The organism is Methylosinus sp. R-45379 (genome assembly GCF_001644125.1).
Taxonomy (GTDB): domain Bacteria; phylum Pseudomonadota; class Alphaproteobacteria; order Rhizobiales; family Beijerinckiaceae; genus Methylosinus.
The window spans coordinates 51,054-67,496 of sequence record NZ_LUUM01000090.1; the positions used below are offsets into that span (position 1 = coordinate 51,054).

18 protein-coding genes and 1 riboswitch are annotated in these 16,443 nt (G+C 65.5%); of the genes, 8 read left to right on the forward strand and 10 right to left on the reverse strand.

The window, feature by feature from the left end; all coding sequences use genetic code 11:
- The first annotated feature begins 94 nt into the window (after positions 1-94).
- Positions 95-550, forward strand: a complete 456-nt coding sequence (locus A1351_RS04475; protein WP_026598454.1) for an MmcB family DNA repair protein — start codon at positions 95-97, stop codon at positions 548-550.
- Positions 551-580: 30 nt separating this feature from the next.
- On the opposite strand, the gene A1351_RS04480 is transcribed toward A1351_RS04475, so the two are convergent.
- The 7 genes from A1351_RS04480 to yajC all read right to left on the reverse strand — a co-directional run bounded on the left by A1351_RS04480 (position 581) and on the right by yajC (position 6,925).
- Entirely contained in the window at positions 581-1,180 is a 600-nt protein-coding gene (locus A1351_RS04480; RefSeq protein ID WP_026598455.1) for an ActR/PrrA/RegA family redox response regulator transcription factor, read from the reverse strand.
- Positions 1,181-1,217: 37 nt separating this feature from the next.
- Entirely contained in the window at positions 1,218-2,597 is a 1,380-nt protein-coding gene (locus tag A1351_RS04485; RefSeq protein ID WP_064032332.1) for an ActS/PrrB/RegB family redox-sensitive histidine kinase, read from the reverse strand.
- Positions 2,598-2,694: 97 nt separating this feature from the next.
- Positions 2,695-3,573, reverse strand: a complete 879-nt coding sequence (locus A1351_RS04490; protein ID WP_064032333.1) for a squalene/phytoene synthase family protein — start codon at positions 3,571-3,573, stop codon at positions 2,695-2,697.
- Between the two features lie 17 nt (positions 3,574-3,590).
- A complete protein-coding gene (locus A1351_RS04495; RefSeq protein WP_064032334.1) occupies positions 3,591-3,971 on the reverse strand; it encodes an Mth938-like domain-containing protein in 381 nt (126 codons plus the stop codon).
- Positions 3,971-4,945 (reverse strand): protein translocase subunit SecF, encoded by a 975-nt coding sequence (gene secF / locus A1351_RS04500; protein WP_064032335.1) that lies wholly within the window; start codon positions 4,943-4,945, stop codon positions 3,971-3,973. The genes A1351_RS04495 and secF overlap by 1 nt, the downstream gene beginning before the upstream one ends.
- An 11-nt stretch (positions 4,946-4,956) precedes the next feature.
- A complete protein-coding gene (secD, locus tag A1351_RS04505) occupies positions 4,957-6,546 on the reverse strand; it encodes a protein translocase subunit SecD (RefSeq protein WP_024879686.1) in 1,590 nt (529 codons plus the stop codon).
- Positions 6,547-6,634: 88 nt separating this feature from the next.
- A complete protein-coding gene (yajC, locus tag A1351_RS04510; RefSeq protein ID WP_036290817.1) occupies positions 6,635-6,925 on the reverse strand; it encodes a preprotein translocase subunit YajC in 291 nt (96 codons plus the stop codon).
- Positions 6,926-7,358: 433 nt separating this feature from the next.
- On the opposite strand from yajC, the gene A1351_RS25145 reads away from it, so the two are divergent.
- Positions 7,359-7,661 (forward strand): hypothetical protein, encoded by a 303-nt coding sequence (locus tag A1351_RS25145; protein WP_064032336.1) that lies wholly within the window; start codon positions 7,359-7,361, stop codon positions 7,659-7,661.
- A 24-nt stretch (positions 7,662-7,685) separates the two neighbouring features.
- Here the strand turns inward: A1351_RS25145 and argE are convergent, their stop codons facing one another.
- On the reverse strand, positions 7,686-8,858 hold the full coding sequence (gene argE / locus A1351_RS04520; RefSeq protein ID WP_064032337.1) for an acetylornithine deacetylase: 1,173 nt from the start codon (positions 8,856-8,858) through the stop codon (positions 7,686-7,688).
- Positions 8,859-8,867: 9 nt separating this feature from the next.
- Positions 8,868-9,260 (reverse strand): Co2+/Mg2+ efflux protein ApaG, encoded by a 393-nt coding sequence (apaG, locus tag A1351_RS04525; protein ID WP_024879690.1) that lies wholly within the window; start codon positions 9,258-9,260, stop codon positions 8,868-8,870.
- Between the two features lie 243 nt (positions 9,261-9,503).
- Here apaG and A1351_RS04530 point away from each other — a divergent pair, with 243 nt between their 5' ends.
- The 4 genes from A1351_RS04530 to A1351_RS04545 all read left to right on the forward strand — a co-directional run bounded on the left by A1351_RS04530 (position 9,504) and on the right by A1351_RS04545 (position 13,366).
- Entirely contained in the window at positions 9,504-9,845 is a 342-nt protein-coding gene (locus tag A1351_RS04530; RefSeq protein WP_064032338.1) for a hypothetical protein, read from the forward strand.
- A gap of 188 nt (positions 9,846-10,033) precedes the next feature.
- A complete protein-coding gene (locus A1351_RS04535) occupies positions 10,034-12,484 on the forward strand; it encodes a TonB-dependent receptor (protein ID WP_051465511.1) in 2,451 nt (816 codons plus the stop codon).
- Positions 12,485-12,633: 149 nt separating this feature from the next.
- Entirely contained in the window at positions 12,634-13,029 is a 396-nt protein-coding gene (locus tag A1351_RS04540) for a hypothetical protein (RefSeq protein WP_051592441.1), read from the forward strand.
- A 94-nt stretch (positions 13,030-13,123) separates the two neighbouring features.
- Complete coding sequence (locus A1351_RS04545; protein WP_157096106.1) at positions 13,124-13,366, forward strand: hypothetical protein; 243 nt, start codon at positions 13,124-13,126, stop codon at positions 13,364-13,366.
- A 6-nt stretch (positions 13,367-13,372) separates the two neighbouring features.
- Here the strand turns inward: A1351_RS04545 and A1351_RS04550 are convergent, their stop codons facing one another.
- Positions 13,373-14,566, reverse strand: coding sequence for an O-succinylhomoserine sulfhydrylase (locus tag A1351_RS04550; RefSeq protein ID WP_064032341.1), 1,194 nt, complete (start codon positions 14,564-14,566; stop codon positions 13,373-13,375).
- 53 nt (positions 14,567-14,619) lie between these two features.
- A riboswitch (SAM riboswitch) is annotated at positions 14,620-14,698 on the reverse strand.
- A gap of 158 nt (positions 14,699-14,856) precedes the next feature.
- Between A1351_RS04550 and A1351_RS04555 the strand changes: the two genes are divergently transcribed.
- Both A1351_RS04555 and A1351_RS04560 read left to right on the forward strand, forming a co-directional pair.
- A complete protein-coding gene (locus A1351_RS04555; protein ID WP_024879696.1) occupies positions 14,857-15,957 on the forward strand; it encodes a 2'-deoxycytidine 5'-triphosphate deaminase in 1,101 nt (366 codons plus the stop codon).
- Positions 15,958-15,989: 32 nt separating this feature from the next.
- Positions 15,990-16,346: a hypothetical protein gene (locus tag A1351_RS04560; protein WP_064032342.1), complete on the forward strand. Its 357-nt coding sequence runs from the start codon at positions 15,990-15,992 to the stop codon at positions 16,344-16,346.
- Positions 16,347-16,443 lie beyond the last annotated feature (97 nt).

The window sequence follows — 16,443 nt, forward strand, 5'->3', positions numbered from 1 at the left end:
AACGCCCGGCGATTTGCTTCGACGCTTGCGCGGCGCGTCGCCTCATGGGCACAATGGCCGACCTCTCGCTCTCCCGCCATTCCGAGATTATGCGATGGAGTCCGCCTCTCCGCTGGAAAGTCTGCGCGAGCAAAACGCCCGTCTCGTGACGCGCGGCGCGCGCCGCTATTTGCGCGCGGCGGGTTTTTCCGTCCTCGCGGAGCTGCCGCTGCCGGGCGGGCGGCGGGCCGATCTCGTCGCTCTCGCGCCGGATGGCGCATTGCGCATCATCGAGGTGAAGAGCTCGCTCGCCGATTTCCGCGCCGATCGCAAATGGATGGATTATCGCCTCCATTGTGATCGCTTTTATTTCGCCATTCCCTGCGATCTTTCCGAGGAGGCCTTTCCCGCGGACGCCGGCCTCATCGTCGCCGACGCGCATGGCGCCATGCTGACGCGCGAGGCGCCGGTCCATAAGCTCGCTCCGGCCAGCCGCAAGGCCATGCTGCTGCGTTTCGCCGGCGCGGCGGCGGAGCGGCTTCACTACGCCCTGCATCGCGACGAATTCTGACCCGCGCCGCCGTGCGTCATCGCGGCGCGCTCATCTCGGCGCACGCTTGGCCAATATGCGCTGCAGGGTGCGGCGATGCATGTTGAGGCGGCGCGCCGTCTCCGACACATTGCGGTCGCAGCTCTCATAGACGCGCTGAATATGCTCCCAGCGCACGCGATCCGCCGACATGGGATTGTCGACCGCGTCGGGCTTGTCGATCTTCGTCGCCATCAGCGCATGATAGATTTCGTCGGCGTCGGCGGGCTTGGCCAGATAGTCGAAGGCGCCGAGCTTCACCGCCGTCACCGCCGTGGCGATATTGCCATAGCCGGTGAGGATGATGCCGCGCGCGTCCGGCCGCTTCACCTTGAGCGAGGAGATGACGTCGAGGCCATTGCCGTCGCCGAGCCGCATGTCGATGATGGCGAAGGCGGGCGGGGCGGCTTCGACGGCTGCCAGTCCGTCGGCGACGCTCTCGACCGCGGTGACGAGAAATCCGCGCGCCTCCATCGCGCGCGTGAGCCGGCTGAGGAAGGGCTTGTCGTCCTCCACGATCAGCAGCGAGCGCTCCTGCGGGAGCTCCCCGAGCGCGGCCTCCACGGCCGCATCGAAATCGGTGTGTTCGGCTGCGCCAGCGTCGTCGATCATGCGTCGTCGTCCTGGTTTGGGATTATTCAATATAGCATCACGCCGCGTCGGACGAAGGCGTTTGTTGGTCTAAGCCACGCTCGCGCCCGCCTCCCTCGGCGGCGCCGACGGAGCGCTCCAGCGCCGTGCGGGGCCAGGAGATCGTCACCTTGGCGCCTGTCTGCGGGGATTGCACATTGGCCGTCGTCACGGTCGCGCCGGAGCGCTCGAGCAGCGTCTTGGCGATGAAGAGGCCGAGGCCGAGGCCGGAGCCGGGCTCGTTCTTGGTGCGCCGATCGGTCGGACGTCCGCTGACATACGGATCGCCGAGGCGATTGAGAATCGCCTGCGAGAAGCCGGGGCCGTCATCCTCTATGACGATGACGACGAGCTCCTTGGACCACAAGGCCTCTATGCGGACGCGCGAGTGGGCGAAGTCGACGGCGTTCTCGACGAGATTTCCGAGGCCGTAGACGATGCCGGGATTGCGCGAGAAGCTCGGCTCGGCGGGTGGGCCGCGCCGCGTCAGCTCTATGTCCACGCCGAAGGCGCGATGCGGCTCGATCACTTCCTCGAGCATGGTCTCGAGCGTCTGCATGTCGAGCAGGCCGCCCGTATCTGCTTGGCCGAGCGAGACGAGCTTGCGCAGAATATCTCGGCAGCGCCGCGCCTCCTGCGCGAGCAGAGCGAGATCGTCGGCGAGCGCCGGCGCCGTCGCGGGCGCGGATTTCTGCAGCTCCTTCGTCACCACGGCGATGGTCGCGAGCGGCGTGCCCAGCTCATGCGCGGCGGCCGCCGCGAGGCCGTCCAGCTGCGAGAGATGCTGCTCGCGCTCCAGCACCAGCTCCGTCGCCGCCAGCGCCGTCGACAATTGCCGCGCCTCGTCCGAAACGCGCGCGGCGTAGAGGCCGACGAAGGCCGCGCTCAGCACCAGCGCGGTCCAGACGCCGGTGCGATAGAGCAGCGGGAAATGCAGCTCGACGCCCTCGTACCACGGCAAAGGCTGAAACTCGACGGTCAGTATCGTCGCCGAGGCGATCATCAGCACGCCGAGCAGAATGGTCAGCTTGCGCGGCAGCGACACGGCCGAGATCATCACCGGCGCCAGAAACAGCATGGCGAAAGGATTGGCGACGCCGCCGGTGAGATAGAGCAGGGCCGAGAGCTGCAATATGTCATAGGACAAGAGCAGCGCCGCCTCGCCGTCGTCGAGGCGGAAGGTGCGCGTCGTCGCCAGGCGCAGCGCGGCGTTGAGGCAGGCCGAGGTCGCGATGGCGATGAAGCTCAGCCCGATCGGAAAATCGAACTGAAAATAGAAGAAGGTGACGAGCGTTGCGAAGGTCTGGCCGGCGATCGCCAGCCAGCGCAGGATGATGAGCGTGTCGACGCGAAGCTGGCGGGCCTGATGGCCGAAATCGGCGTCGGCGGAGTTTGTCATGAGGCGGCTTCGTCTCGAAAATTGCAGCAGCGCGAGACGCGCGGCTCTGCGATTTGTAGCGCGTTTCGCCCGTGCTCCGCAGCGATTTTCCGCAGGACTATATGCCGCGCCCCCTTGCCGCGCGCCATAGCCGCCATTGCCGCCGCCATTGCGCCGGCTCGGCGATCATATGGAGCGGATCGAACCCTTTGCGCTCCATCGCGCCGAGATAGAGCGGAATCAATGCTGCGGGCAGCAGCGCCGCGCGCGCTGCGCCATCGCCGCGCACGGCTTTGCGCGCCTTTTCGAAATTATTGCGCGCCTTGCCGCGCAGCTCCGCCAGAGCGGCGGCGAGCGCTGGCGTGAGCTTCGCCTCGACGAAATCGCTCTCGGCGCGATGGCGCGCGAGAAGATCGAGCGGCAAGAATCGCTGACCCTGCGCCAAATGGCGGGGAAGAGCGCGCAGAATCGCCGTGAGGCCATAGGCGCGCCCGGCGAAGCGCAGCGCCTCCTCCTGCCGTGCGGCGTCCTCGGCGTCGATGACGCGGGCGCGCCAGCGCAGAGGCGCGCCGAAAACGCGGTCGCTATAGGTCTCCAGCGCCGCGAGGCTCTCCATCTGCTCGTCATAGAAATCGAAGCTATGAGCCTCGAGCAGCTCGACGACCTCCTCGCTGGGGATGGCGCAGCGGTTGAGCGTATCGAAAAGAGCGTCGGCGATCGGATGGGCGCGGGCGCCCTCGCTATCGGCCGGCGCCTCCAGCGAATCGTACCACCAGCGCAGCCGCATCTCGCCGAGAATCGGCTGCGAGACGCGCGCCCGCACGCTGGAAATCTCCGCGCAGAAAGCGCCGATCGCATGGAGATGCGGCCGCGCCTGCGCCGGCGCGAACAGGCAGGCGAGCCAGAGGTCGAGATCCTGCTCGCGCAGCGCGGCCTCGCAATGGCGGTAATGGTCGGCGAGCTCCGTCTCGCGCTCGGTCGTCGCGGCCTCGTCCATGGGCGAAAAACCTCGGCTCACACCACGATCAGCACGGCGGCGACGCGGCGGTCCTCGTCGAGCAGCATATTATAGGTGCGAACGGCTGCGCCGGTGGCCATGGCCTCGACCATGATTCCCGCCTGCTTCAGCCGCGCGCGCAAGGCGGCCGAGGGCGGTCGCAAATTCTCGCCTGAGCCGAAGATCAGCAGCTCGACCGCGCCGGCGCTCTCGTCGAAGAGCGGCGCGAGCGTGGCCTCGTCGATCTCCGCCGCGGCGACGGCCTCCAGCGCATGAATCCCCGAGGGCAGGGCGAGCAGCGATCCGCGATGCGACATTTCCGCGAAGCGAAAGCCGCCGCCGCCATAGGTCTCGATCCTGTGGCGGCCCGGAACGAAGCCTCGACCCAGCTCGGCCATCAGGCCGCTTTGGGCTTGGCGCGCGTCGTCGCCTTGGCGGTCGGCTTGCTGGACGCCGCCTCCGGCGCCTTGTCGGCATCCTCATTGCGCAGGCCGAGATAGATCAGCATGGGCGAGCAGATGAAGACCGAGGAATAGGTGGCGACGAAAATGCCCCAGATCATCGCGAGCGAGAAGCTGCGGATCACATGGCCGCCGAAGATCGCCAGCGAGAGAAGCGCCAGAAACACGGTCGTCGCCGTCATGATGGTGCGCGGCAGCACCGCGTTGATCGAGAGATCGATCATTTGATCTGTCGGCATCTTCTTGTATTTGCGCATCATCTCGCGGATACGGTCGAGCACGACGACAGTCTCGTTCAGCGAATAGCCGACGATGGTCAGGATCGCCGCGATCGACGTCGTATTGAATTCGAGATGCGTGAGCGAGAAGAAGCCGACTGTGAGCAGGAGATCGTGCATCGTCGCGATCACGGCGCCGATGGCGAACTGCCACTCGAAGCGGAACCACAAATAGGTCAGCACGGCGATGATCGACAGCACGACGCCGAGCGTTCCCGATTGCACCAGCTCGCCGGAGACGCGCGGGCCGACCACCTCGACGCGGCGCAGCTCATAATCCGAGCCGACCGAGCTGCGGACCTTTTCGACCGCCGCCTGCTGGGCGGAATCGCCGCCCTTCTGCGGTCCGAAGCGGACGGTCGCATCGGATTGATTGCCGAAGGATTGCACCTCGACGTCGCCGAGCTCGAGCTTCTCGATCGTTTGGCGCAGGGTCGCGATCTCGGCCTGGCCGGCTTTGGCGCGCAATTCGATGACCGTGCCGCCTGCGAAGTCGATGCCGAAATTCATGCCGCTAAAGATGAACAGCAGAATCGAGCATATCGAGAGCACGGCCGAGAAGGGGTAGCTCACGCGGCGGAACCGCATGAAGGGGAACTTGGTGTTCTCCGGGGCGAGACGCAGCAGCTTCATCTGTTTCACCCTCAGATCGGCAGGCGCGTCGGGCGCGCGTAATGATACCAGACCGCGATCATCATCCGCGTCATGGTGACGGCGGTGACGATGGTCGTCAGAATGCCGAGCGCGAGCGACACGGCGAAGCCGCGCACCGGGCCGGAGCCCAGGAAGTAGAGGATCGCTGCGGCGACGAACATTGTGACATTGGAGTCGACGATGGTCGCGAAGGCGCGGTTGAAGCCCGCGTCCAGCGCGGCGAGGATCGAGCGGCCGGCATGCTGCTCCTCGCGAATACGCTCATAGATCAGCACATTGGAGTCGACCGCCATGCCGATCGTCAGCACGATGCCGGCGATGCCCGGCAGCGTCAGCGTCGAGCCGAGCAGCACCAGACCGGCGAAGATGAAGGCGATATGGACGAACAGCGCCAGATTGGCGAAGATTCCGAACACGCCATAGGTGATGAGCATATAGACGACGACGAGGCCGGCGCCGACATAGGCGGCGCGCTTGCCGGCGTCGATCGAATCCTGGCCGAGGCCGGGGCCGACGGTGCGCTCCTCAATGATGTCGAGCTTGGCGGGCAGGGCGCCGGCGCGCAGCAAGATCGACAGGTTGTTGGCCTGCTCGACGGTGAAATGGCCGGAAATCTGGCCGGAGCCGCCGGTGATCGGCTGCAGGATGCGCGGCGCCGATATCACCTTATTGTCGAGCACGATGGCGAAGAGCCGGCCGACATTCTTGGAGGTGACCTCACCGAATTTCTGTGCGCCGCGAATGTTGAAGCGGAAATTGACCACCGGCTCGCCGCCGCGCTGCTGGTCGAAGCCGGGCTGGGCGTCGGTCAAATCCTCGCCCTGCACCATGATCTGCTTCTCGATGGCGATCTTGCCCGGCTGGTCGACCTGGTCGAGCTCCTCGAGCTCGGACTGGCTCTGGCCCGGCTCGGCGACGAGGCGGAACTCCAGCTTGGCGGTCTGTCCGAGAATGGTCTTGAGCTGTTCCGGGTCCTGCAGGCCGGGCACTTGGACGATGATGCGATCGTCGCCCTCGCGCTGAATGCTGGCCTCGCGCGTGCCGAGCGCGTCGACTCGGCGGCGGATGACCTCGATCGACTGATCGACCGCGTGGCGGACCTTGTCGGTCACGCCGGAATCGGTGACGACGATTTGCACTAGGCCGTCGCCCGAATCGCGCACCTCCAGCGGCGGCGCGCCGCCGATTTTCGCGCCGAAGCCCTGCGCCAGATTGCGGAACTTCGGCAGCACTTTGGCGCGCTCGGCGGCGTCGGGGATGCGCAGCTGCACGCCGCGCGTCTGCGCGCCTATGCCGCCGGTGATGGCGATCTTCTCCTCGCGCAGGATGCGGCGCACGTCGTCGCGCAGATTGGTCACCTGCGTGTGCAGCACCGAGGCTTTGTCTACCTCCAGCATCACATAGGAGCCCCCTTGCAGATCGAGGCCGAGCACGATGGTGCGCGGCTGCGCCCAGGAGGGCAGGGCGTTTTCGAGCGCCTTGACGCTCGCCGGCGCGAGCATGCTGGGGACGACGACGAGAACGGCGGCGAGCGTCAGCGCCAGAATGGCGATGATCTTCCAGGTGGCGAAGCGCAGCATGGATCGTCGGTCCTGTGAGGCGGTCCTAAAAGAAAGGTCCCGGCGCCGGGAGGCGGCCGGGATGGATGCGTCGCGTTCTGAAAGAAGGCTAGCGCGAGGCCGCCTGATCCTTCACCGGCTCGCCCTTGGCGCGCACCTCGGTGACGGCCGAGCGCAGCACGCGCACGCGGATGTTCTGGGCGATCTCGACCTCGACCTCGGCGTCGTCGATGGTCTTGGTGACCTTGCCGATCAGCCCGCCGCTGGTGACGACCGTATCGCCACGGCGCACATTCTTCAGCGATTCCTTCTGCTCCTTCGTACGGCGCGCCTGCGGACGCAGCACGATGAAATAGACGATCATGGTGACGAGCAGCAGCGGAACGAGCTGCGTGATCATGTCGGGAGCCGGAGCCGCCGGAGGAGCGCCCACATCCGGCGCCGTCTGCACCGTCGTGCTGGGCGGGACGGGCGGCGCCGAGGGAGCCGCCGGAACGGGGGGAGCAGCCGGGGCGGGCGGAGCGGGAGGCGCCGCGGGTGCGTCGGTCTGAGCTTGGGCGGTCTGGATCAATTTCATGTTCGATCTCTTAGAAGCGGCGCGCGCGCCTTCGTGCCGGCAGGAAGCCGCCTTGCAACGGGCGCGGACTATAGCCGGCCCTATCCCGAAATCAATGGCGGCCGGCGCCGCGCTGCGGCGCCTTCGGCGATAGGAATTCGGCGAGGTCTGTGCGACAACTCACAGTCGGCGGCCTCGGCGGGGGAATATGTCGCCTCTCGGAAGCATCGGGGCGGAGGGGCTCCGCGCGCTTCGAAGCGAAGTGAGGAGAATTCCGATGTTCAAGAAATTATCGCTCGTCGCCGCGCTGGGCGCCGCGCTCGCGCTGCCGTCGGAAGCGTTTGCTCAGCATTACGGCGGCGGTGGCGGCGGTCATGGTGGTGGCCATGGCGGTGGCGGCTGGCACGGTGGCGGCCATGGCGGCGGCTACGGCGGCGGCTGGCATGGCGGCCCCGGCTGGCGCGGAGGACCCGCCTATGGCCACGGCGGACGAGGCCGCTATTGGCATGGGCGCTGGTATAATTATGGCGTCGGGCCGTGCTGGCGTTGGGCCGGCTATTGGGTCTGGGCCTGCTACTAAAGGCTCGCGCCCGGCTCGGCGCTCTCAGGCGCCGAGCTCTCGGGCGAGGCCGCGCATGAAGTCCACGCAGGCCGCGAGCTCGCCCACTTCTATATATTCGTCCGGCTGATGCGCCTCGTCTATGCGGCCGGGGCCGCAGATCACGCTGGGAATGCCGGTCTGCTGGAAGTGCCCGGCCTCGGAGGCGTAGGGTACGGCGATGGTGCGATTGGCGCGGGCGAGCCGTAGCGCCAGAGTCTCCGCCGGCGAGCCCGGCTGCGGCGCGAGGCCCGGAACCGCAACCTCCATTCGCGTCTCGATGCCGGTTCCGGGGAAGGGCGCGAAGTAACGCTGCATAAGCTCCGCCGAATAGGCGGAAAGCCTCTCCTCGACGATTCGGGCCGCGTCGGTTCCCGGCACGCCGCGCACCTCCCAATGGAAGACGCAGTCCTTGGCGACGATATTGCGCGCCGTGCCGCCCTCTATCACGCCGATATGCAGAGTGGAGTAGGGCGGGTCGAAGCGCCCGGTGGGGTCGCCCGCCGCGGCCAGCTCCTCGCCGATTCGCAGCAGCTCCGCGCCGAGAAGCAAGGCGACATGCACGGCGCTGACGCCGCGATGCAGATTCGCGGAATGAATCTCATAGCCGCGGACCCGCGTGACGAAGGTCGTCACGCTCTTATGCGCGTCGGCGACTTGCATGGAAGTCGGCTCGCCGATCACGGCGGCGGCCGGCCGCGGCAGATCGTAGCCGAGGCGCCCCAGGAGATCGAGCGGGCCGAGGCAGGTCGTCTCCTCGTCATAGCTGAGGAAGATGTGGATCGGCCGCGTGAGCCCCGCCGCCTTGAACTCGGGAATCATGGCGAGGCAGACGGCGCCGAAGCCCTTCATGTCGACGGCGCCGCGGCCGAGCAGGCGGTCGCCCTCGCGACGCAGGGTGAATGGGTCGGCGGTCCAGCTCTGGCCCGTGACCGGCACCACATCCGTATGGCCGGAAAGCACGACGCCCCCCGCGATCGGCGGGCCGATCGTCGCGAAGATCGCCGCCTTGTCGCCCGTCGCGTTGGGCGCGCGAATGCAGGGCACATCCTGCGCGCGCAAATAGGATTCGACGAAATCGATGAGCGCCAGATTAGACTTGGAGCTCTCCGTGTCGAAAGCGACGAGCCGTCCGGTCAGCTCGATCGCGCGCTCGATCGTCGAAATGTCGCCTGACATGCGCCTGGCTCAGTTCAGCGTCGGCTTAGAAAGCGGGCTGTCCAGCGAGAAGGCCGGCACCTCTATGTCGAAGGTCTCGCCGTGGGGGGTGATCATCGTATAGCTTCCCTTCATCAGTCCGGAGGGCGTCGTGAGCGGACAGCCCGAGGCGTAGCGGAACGTCTCGCCGGGCTCGAGCACCGGCTGCTCGCCGACGACTCCCGGTCCCTTCACCTCTTCCTTGCGCCCATAAGCGTCGATGATGATCCAGTGACGTGACAGGAGTTGGACGCGCTCCTTGCCGAGATTGGCGATCTCGATCGTGTAGGACCAGACGAAGCGATCGTTGGCGGGGTCCGACTGCTCGTGGAGAAAGTCCGGCAGAGCAGTGACCTGAATGTCTCTTGTGATGGATATATACATGGGACCTACTCTAGGACGCATCGCGCCGAAGGGAAATGTGGAATGCGTCGCCGCCCACTGTGAAAGCCGGCGCCGAGCCATCTCCGCGTAGCAAAATCTGTGACATAATTGACACGGGTCAAGGAAAAGCTCCTCGGCGGCGTATCGGCTCGATTGCCCACGCCTTCGGCTGCGCGTAGCTTCGGCCATAATCTTTCCCGACGGCGACAGGTGGCGATGCGTCGATTTTCTCTCCGCGGCTTATTGGCGGCTGTCGCCCTGGCGCTTCAGACGCTGAGCGTGGTCTATGCGCTCGGCGCTCCGCCTGCGGCCGCGCATGGCCGTGGGGACTCCGCCTATTGCGCCGCGATCGACGGTACCTCCGATCGCCGCGGGCCGATCGGTGGCCACAGGGACGCCGGCGCCTGCATCGCCTGTCAGAGCTGCCTCGCCGGCTTCTCGCCTTTCCTTCTCTTCTCCGTCGCGGGCCATGCGCTCGACCCGCGCAGCGTCGCCGAGGCGGATTGGACATTCGGCGCGCGCATCGGGCTCGGCTTCAGTCTCCCCCAGGCGCAGCGCGCCCGCGCGCCCCCCGGCATCTCCTGAAGCGATAACGCTGCGGCCCTTTGGCCGGCGGCGTGAGCCCGTGAGACGTTTCGCTAAAGCGCATGGCGCTTTGCTGGAACGCGCGCCATCAGCTTCCCGTCATCGTCGAGACTGCGCGCGCCGGCCCTCGAGAGGCCGCGGCCGCGACAGGTCCGAAAGCGCCCGTCCGAAGGCGCAGGAGGAAAAAAATGAACCATCGTCATCTGCTGCGCGGCGTCTCCGCCTGCGCGCTGGCTTTCTCGCTCGCCGCTGCGGCGCAGGCGCAGGAGGCGCTTCCCGGCATCGATATCGCCGGCGCCCAGAATGGCTCCGAGGGACAAGCGCCGGCTCCGGCGGCGGTCCCGGTCCGCCGCGCCATACCCGAGAACATCCCCGCCGTGGTCGAGAGCGTCACCCGCGCCGACATCGACCGCACGGTCAATGTAATGACCACGGCCGAGACGATGAAATATCTGCCGAGCGTGCTGGTGCGCGAGCGCTTCATCGGCGATCGCAACGGCATTTTGCAGACGCGCGTGAACTCGCCCATCGCCGGCGCGCAGAACCTCGTCTACGCCGACAATATTCTGCTTTCCAATCTGCTCGGCAATTCCTTTAACACGGCGCCGCGCTGGGGCATGGTGTCGCCGGGCGAGATCGACCGCATCGACCTCGTCTACGGGCCTTTCTCGGCCCTCTATCCGGGCAATTCCATGGGCGGCGTGATGGCGATCACGACGCGTATGCCGGAGAATTTCGAGTTTCACTTCTCCGGCAACGCCGGCCTGCAGCCCTATTCGCTCTATGGCTCCAAGGAGACCAATCTCGCCGGCGACATGAATATTCTCGTCGGCGACAAGATCAATGATTTCTCTTTCTGGGCCAGCTATGACCGGCTCGACGCGCAGGGGCAGTCGCAGACCTTCCCGGGCGGCAATGTCAAATCCGGCTCCGGCGCGCGCATTCTCGGCGGCTACGCGGACATCGACCAGGCGGGCAATCCGCGATTCGTGGGCGGCGCCAATCAGGCCGACCATTCAGAGCAGCACATGGGCAAGATCAAGCTCGACTATGAGCTCGCGCCCAAGATCCACGCCGCCTACCAGCTTGGCTTCTGGTCGCTCGTCGACAATACCCGCCCGACGACCTACATCCGCGACGCGAATGGCGTTCCGATCTACAACACCCAGAACGGCAATGTGCAGGTCGGCAGCGCCGTCTTCCCGTTCACCGTTAATCCCAGCCATGGCAACGCCTCGCATCTGATGCAGGCGCTCTCGTTCAAGTCGGACACCAGAGGCGTCTTCGACTTCGACTTCTCGGGAACGTCCTATAATTTCCTGCGCGACTACAACAACACCGCCAAGGCCTATGGTCTCCTGCCCAATGCGGCCGGAACCGCCTATTCGATCGATCCTCGGGGCTCCAACACCAATCAGACCGGCACCTTCTGGCGCACCTTCGACGCGCGCGGAATCTGGCGCCCGGAATGGACCGATCTCGGCAAGCACGAGGTTTCGATCGGCGCGCATTGGGACCTCTACTCGCTCTCGCAGACGCTGACCAACACCAATGTCTTCACCGATAATTACTACTACTCCATCCAGGCGATAAACTACGGAAAAACGGAGACGAAAGCCGTCTATCTGCAAGACGTCTGGGAGTTCGCGCCGAAATGGAAGCTGACCTTCGGCGGTCGCGAGGAGTTCTGGAGCGCCTTTGGCGGCGTCAACAACACGCTCGGCCAAAAATACACGCCCGGTTTCGCCGGCTGGCCGCCGTCGCTGGTCACGCCGCCCTATCTGCCGTCTGTCGCCAAGCCGACCTTCTCGCCCAAGGCGGCGATCGAATATCAAGTCTTTCCAGACCTCAATCTGCGCGGCTCGTTGGGGCGCTACTATCGCTTCCCGACGGTGCTGGAGCTGTTCCAGAATATCGCTGGTCCCAATTCCATCTCGATCAGCAACCCGGACTTGCAGCCGGAAAGCGGCACCTCCTATGACCTGACTGGCGAATATGTCACGACCAATGTGTTCGACGGCCTCATCGGCGAGGCGCGGCCGCGCGTCTCGCTGTTCATGGACCATCGTTGGAACGCAATCGTCTCGCAGACGGATTTCTCCACCGGCGTCGGCGTGACGCAGAACTCCAATGTCGGAAAGGCGATCTTCCGCGGCGTCGAAGGCGCCGTCGTGCTGAAGGACGTTGTTTGGAAGGGCCTCGACTTCAATGGCAGCGTGACCTTTACCGACGCCAAGGTCGTGTCCGACTATCAGCAGCCCTGGGTGCAGGGGATGCAATATCCGCGCATTCCGCGCATCCGCATCCGCGCCGTCGCCTCCTATGCGCCGACCGACGAGTTCTCCATCTCGGCGGGCATGCGCTATGCGACGGGCGCCTTCGTCAGCCTCAACAACTCAGACTTCAACCATAATAACTATGGCAGCGTGGACAGCGAATATCTCGTCTTCGACGCCAAGGCGACCTATAAGATCACCAGGGAATGGACGCTGAACGCCGGAATCGACAACATCGGCCGGTGGAAATACTACGTCAATCCGAACCCCTATCCGCAGCGGACCTATTTCCTCGGTCTGAAATACGACTTCGGCGGTCCGGCTTCGGGCATGTTCTCTGATGTGAAGCTCGGCGCGAAGTAAGGGCCTTCCGCTCGAACGGAATTTCGAGCGGCGCCAAAAACGGAGGCGGGGAGGGGATGCTGCGGCGCATCACATTCCCCGTCGCTCGCTCTCTTGCCCCGCGGGGTGATTTGCGACAGACTCTGTCCCCGTCGCAGGCAGGAGCTTTCATGCGTCGGAATTTGGCTGGCATATTGCTGTTTTCGTTGGCGCTGGCCGTTCAGGCCCTCGCGTCCGCGACGGCAGGGCTCGCCCATTCCGCGCTCGGCCAGGGGCAGATTTGCGCGACTCTCGCCGACCAAACCTCTCTCACTGAAGCCTCCCTCACCCAAGCCTCTGACGCGACCTCGGCCGCTCCAATCGGCCACGCCGATATCGGCCCCGGACTTTGCGACCTCTGCGCTCTATGTTGTGGCGGCGCGGGGCCGTTTGCGGCGCGGCCGGAAGTCTCCGGCGTCGTCTCGTCCGACTGGGCCGCGGCGCAATGGCCGGCGCCGGTCGCGCGCGCCGTGGTCTTTGCGGCGGATCATGCGCGGCGCGCACGGGCGCCGCCTCTCTCCATCTGACTTTCCAACCGAATTCGACCGTCCGCGTAAGCGGGCGCCGATCATCGCTTCGAAAAGACGACGCGTCGCCAAAGCGGCGCGGGGAGGGGAAACAGTGTTTCGACTTTCAATGAGCAATCGCGCCGGGGTGGGCGCATTCTTTCGTGATTTTCTGCGCACGCTCGCCGGCGAGCGCCGCGCCTTCGGCGTGTTCGAGACGCGCGGGGCGATCGTCGTCCCGGTCGCGATCCCGCAAGCCGAGCAGGAGCCCGAGCCATCGCCGGCGCCCGTGATCGCCGCGCGGCGCAGCGGCCGCCTCATCGACCTCGAGCGCCGCGCGAAATTCGGTCAGTTCTGACCGCGCTCAGCCGCGCGCGGCGACGAGGCCGCGCGCCAGATCGTCGAGGAGATCATCCGTATCCTCGAGCCCGACCGAGAGACGCAGCAGCCCATCGCCGACGCCGATCAGCGCCCGCGCCTGTGGCGTCAGCCGCTGATGCGTCGTCGTCGCCGGATGGGTAATAAGGCTCTTGGCGTCGCCGAGATTATTGGAAATCTTGACGATTTTCAGCGCGTTGGCGAGGCGGAAGGCCGCCGCCTTGCCGCCCGCCACGTCGAAGGTCACCAGCGTGCCGCCGCCCGTCATCTGCCGCCGCGCCAGCTCCGCCTGCGGGTGATCGGCGCGGAAAGGATAGAGAACGCGGGCGATCTCCTTCTGCTCGGCGAGGAAATCGGCGATCCGCGCCGCGCTCGCCGTCTGCTGCGCGATGCGCAGCGGCAGAGTCTCCAGCGCCTTCAGCATGGTCCAGGCGTTGAAGGGCGACAGAGCCGGCCCGGTCTGGCGCAGGAAATTATGGATGTTCTCCTCGATCAGCGCCTGCGACGCCAAAATGACGCCGCCGAGGCAGCGGCCCTGGCCGTCTATGTGCTTGGTCGCCGAATAGACGACGACATCGGCGCCCAATTCGAAGGGCTTTTGCAGCAGAGGCGTGGCGAAGACATTGTCGACCACGAGCCGCGCGCCCGCCTCATGGGCGATGTCGGCGATGGCGCGAATGTCATAGACCTCGAGGCCGGGATTGGTCGGGCTCTCGAGGAAGAAGAGCTTGGTCTCCTTGCGGACGGCGGCCTTCCATTGCGAAAGATCGGCCCCATCGACCAAGGTCGAGGCGACGCCGAATCGCGGCAGCAGATCCTCCACCACATAGAGACAGGAGCCGAACAGCGCCCGCGCCGCGACGATATGATCGCCGGCGCGAAGCTGCGCCAGCAGCGCGGCGGTGACGGCGGCCATTCCGCTCGCCGTGGCGCGCGCCGCCTCGGCGCCCTCGAGCAGGCACATGCGCTGCTCGAACATCGCGACGGTCGGATTGGAGAAGCGCGAATAGATGAAGCCCGGGTCCTCGCCCTTGAAGCGCGCCTCGGCGGCCTCCATCGTCGGATAGGCGAAGCTCTGCGTGAGGAACATCGCCTCGGACAGCTCGCCGAATTGCGAGCGCAGCCCCCCGCCATGCACGAGCTGTGTCGCGGGGCGCAGTTTCTTCTCGTCGTCGCTCAACTTTGGTCTCCCCTGCGGCGCGCGGGGCGCGCCACGGCGACAAAAAGCGGATTTCACGAGGAAACCCGGCCTTTTAGCGCCTTGTTTTACGTGGCGGCAAGCCGGCCGGCTCAAAGAACCACGCGTTCTTTTAACAGAATGAACCGAAGGACGCGGCCAAGTCAACACTCTGCCGCATGCTTGCGGCTCACCGATTTTATCGCCACTAGAACACGGTGGCGTCGGGCGTGTAAGGTCCCATGACGACTGAACCGTTGTAAGACGACCGAACCGTTGTAATAGGAGTTTCTATGGCGTCCGCCGTCCATGGCGTGCTCTCCTGCGAGCAGATCCGAGAATTGGCCGCCGCCGGCGTGATCGCCGCGACGCAGCCGATCGAGGACGGCCAGCATCAGCCGGCGAGCCTCGATCTGCGCCTCGGCCCGACGGCCTATCGCGTGCGCGCCAGCTTTCTGCCCGGCAAGCGCCGCAGCGTCGAGGCGCTGCTCGCCGAGCTGACCTATGACGAGATCGATCTGCGCGGCGCCGGCGCGGTGCTCGAGCGCGGCTGCGTCTATGTGATTCCGCTGCTCGAGAGCCTGCATCTGCCGGAGGATGTTTCCGGCGTCGCCAATCCCAAGAGCTCGACCGGGCGGCTCGATATATTCACCCGCCTCATCACCGACGACACCGAGATTTTCGATCATGTCGCGGCCGGCTATCGCGGGCGGCTCTATGCGGAGGTCTCGCCGCGCAGCTTCAGCGTGCGCGCGCGGCAGGGCTCGCGGCTCGATCAGCTGCGCCTGCGCCGGCGCGCGGCCGCCGGCGAAGCGACGCTCTCTGACGCCGCGCTCGCGGCCGAGCATTCGCGCGCGCCGCTCGCCGATGGCGAGCTGACGCTGCGCGACGGCTTGATCCTGCGCGTCGCGCTGGACGGGCTCGGCGATGTCGTGGGTTATCGCGCGCAAAAGCATACGGATGTGATCGATGTCGATCGCGTCGATCATTACGCCATTGAGGATTATTGGGAGCGCCTCGCGCCGCGTCGCGGCAAGCTCATCCTCGATCCGAACGAGTTCTACATTCTCGCCTCGCGCGAGCGCATCCGCATTCCCTCGCATCTCTCGGCCGAGATGATGGCGATCGACCCCGCCATGGGCGAGTTCCGCGTGCATTACGCCGGCTTTTTCGATCCCGGCTTCGGCTATGGCGCACAGGGCCTCCCGGGCAGCCGCGCCGTGCTGGAAGTGCGCAGCCATGACGTGCCTTTTATCTTGGAGGATGGACAGGTCATCGGCCGGCTCGTCTATGAGCAAATGGCCGCCGAGCCGAAGATTCTCTACGGTCAGGGCGGCGTCTCCAATTACCAGGGGCAGGAGCTGAAGCTCTCCAAGCATTTCAAGGCCCCGTGAGCGCGTCCGAGAGCGGCTGATCGGAGACGGAGATGTTGTCCCAGAGCGTTCATCACATTTTTGTGATCCCGGGATGTCTGCTGCTGGTCCTGGCGGCATTCAATCTCCTCCGCTACAGACGTTGGGGGCGTGTGACGGGAACGATTGTGGAACGTCAGACGCTGCCTGGTGAGTTCATAGGAGATAAGATCGAGGTCGCGTACGTCATATCCGATCGCCGATATGTTTCCGACGTCCAGCAAACCTTCGGTCAAGTACGTATTGGCGCCGAAGCGAACGACGAAGTCGAAATAAGCTATGATCCGCTGAACCCGAGCCGATGCATGGCTTATGCGCCGACTGAAAATATCTTCACAATCGCCATTGCGATCGTCATGATTCTCATCTGAAGTGGCGCGACAGCGCGTCGCCTCGCTTTTTGTCGGGAAACTGCAATAATTCGATGAGATCAAAAGCGGCGGCGCCGCAATTATGATCCGCGACGCT

What these genes read in the sequence shown, in the direction of transcription:
- A1351_RS04475 (WP_026598454.1), top strand. Translation starts at nt 95, where the DNA reads ATGGAGTCCGCCTCTCCGCTGGAAAGTCTGCGCGAGCAAAACGCCCGT.
- A1351_RS04480 (WP_026598455.1), bottom strand. Translation starts at nt 1,180, where the DNA reads ATGATCGACGACGCTGGCGCAGCCGAACACACCGATTTCGATGCGGCC.
- A1351_RS04485 (WP_064032332.1), bottom strand. Translation starts at nt 2,597, where the DNA reads ATGACAAACTCCGCCGACGCCGATTTCGGCCATCAGGCCCGCCAGCTT.
- A1351_RS04490 (WP_064032333.1), bottom strand. Translation starts at nt 3,573, where the DNA reads ATGGACGAGGCCGCGACGACCGAGCGCGAGACGGAGCTCGCCGACCAT.
- A1351_RS04495 (WP_064032334.1), bottom strand. Translation starts at nt 3,971, where the DNA reads ATGGCCGAGCTGGGTCGAGGCTTCGTTCCGGGCCGCCACAGGATCGAG.
- secF (WP_064032335.1), bottom strand. Translation starts at nt 4,945, where the DNA reads ATGAAGCTGCTGCGTCTCGCCCCGGAGAACACCAAGTTCCCCTTCATG.
- secD (WP_024879686.1), bottom strand. Translation starts at nt 6,546, where the DNA reads ATGCTGCGCTTCGCCACCTGGAAGATCATCGCCATTCTGGCGCTGACG.
- yajC (WP_036290817.1), bottom strand. Translation starts at nt 6,925, where the DNA reads ATGATCACGCAGCTCGTTCCGCTGCTGCTCGTCACCATGATCGTCTAT.
- A1351_RS25145 (WP_064032336.1), top strand. Translation starts at nt 7,359, where the DNA reads ATGTTCAAGAAATTATCGCTCGTCGCCGCGCTGGGCGCCGCGCTCGCG.
- argE (WP_064032337.1), bottom strand. Translation starts at nt 8,858, where the DNA reads ATGTCAGGCGACATTTCGACGATCGAGCGCGCGATCGAGCTGACCGGA.
- apaG (WP_024879690.1), bottom strand. Translation starts at nt 9,260, where the DNA reads ATGTATATATCCATCACAAGAGACATTCAGGTCACTGCTCTGCCGGAC.
- A1351_RS04535 (WP_051465511.1), top strand. Translation starts at nt 10,034, where the DNA reads ATGAACCATCGTCATCTGCTGCGCGGCGTCTCCGCCTGCGCGCTGGCT.
- A1351_RS04540 (WP_051592441.1), top strand. Translation starts at nt 12,634, where the DNA reads ATGCGTCGGAATTTGGCTGGCATATTGCTGTTTTCGTTGGCGCTGGCC.
- A1351_RS04555 (WP_024879696.1), top strand. Translation starts at nt 14,857, where the DNA reads ATGGCGTCCGCCGTCCATGGCGTGCTCTCCTGCGAGCAGATCCGAGAA.
- A1351_RS04560 (WP_064032342.1), top strand. Translation starts at nt 15,990, where the DNA reads ATGTTGTCCCAGAGCGTTCATCACATTTTTGTGATCCCGGGATGTCTG.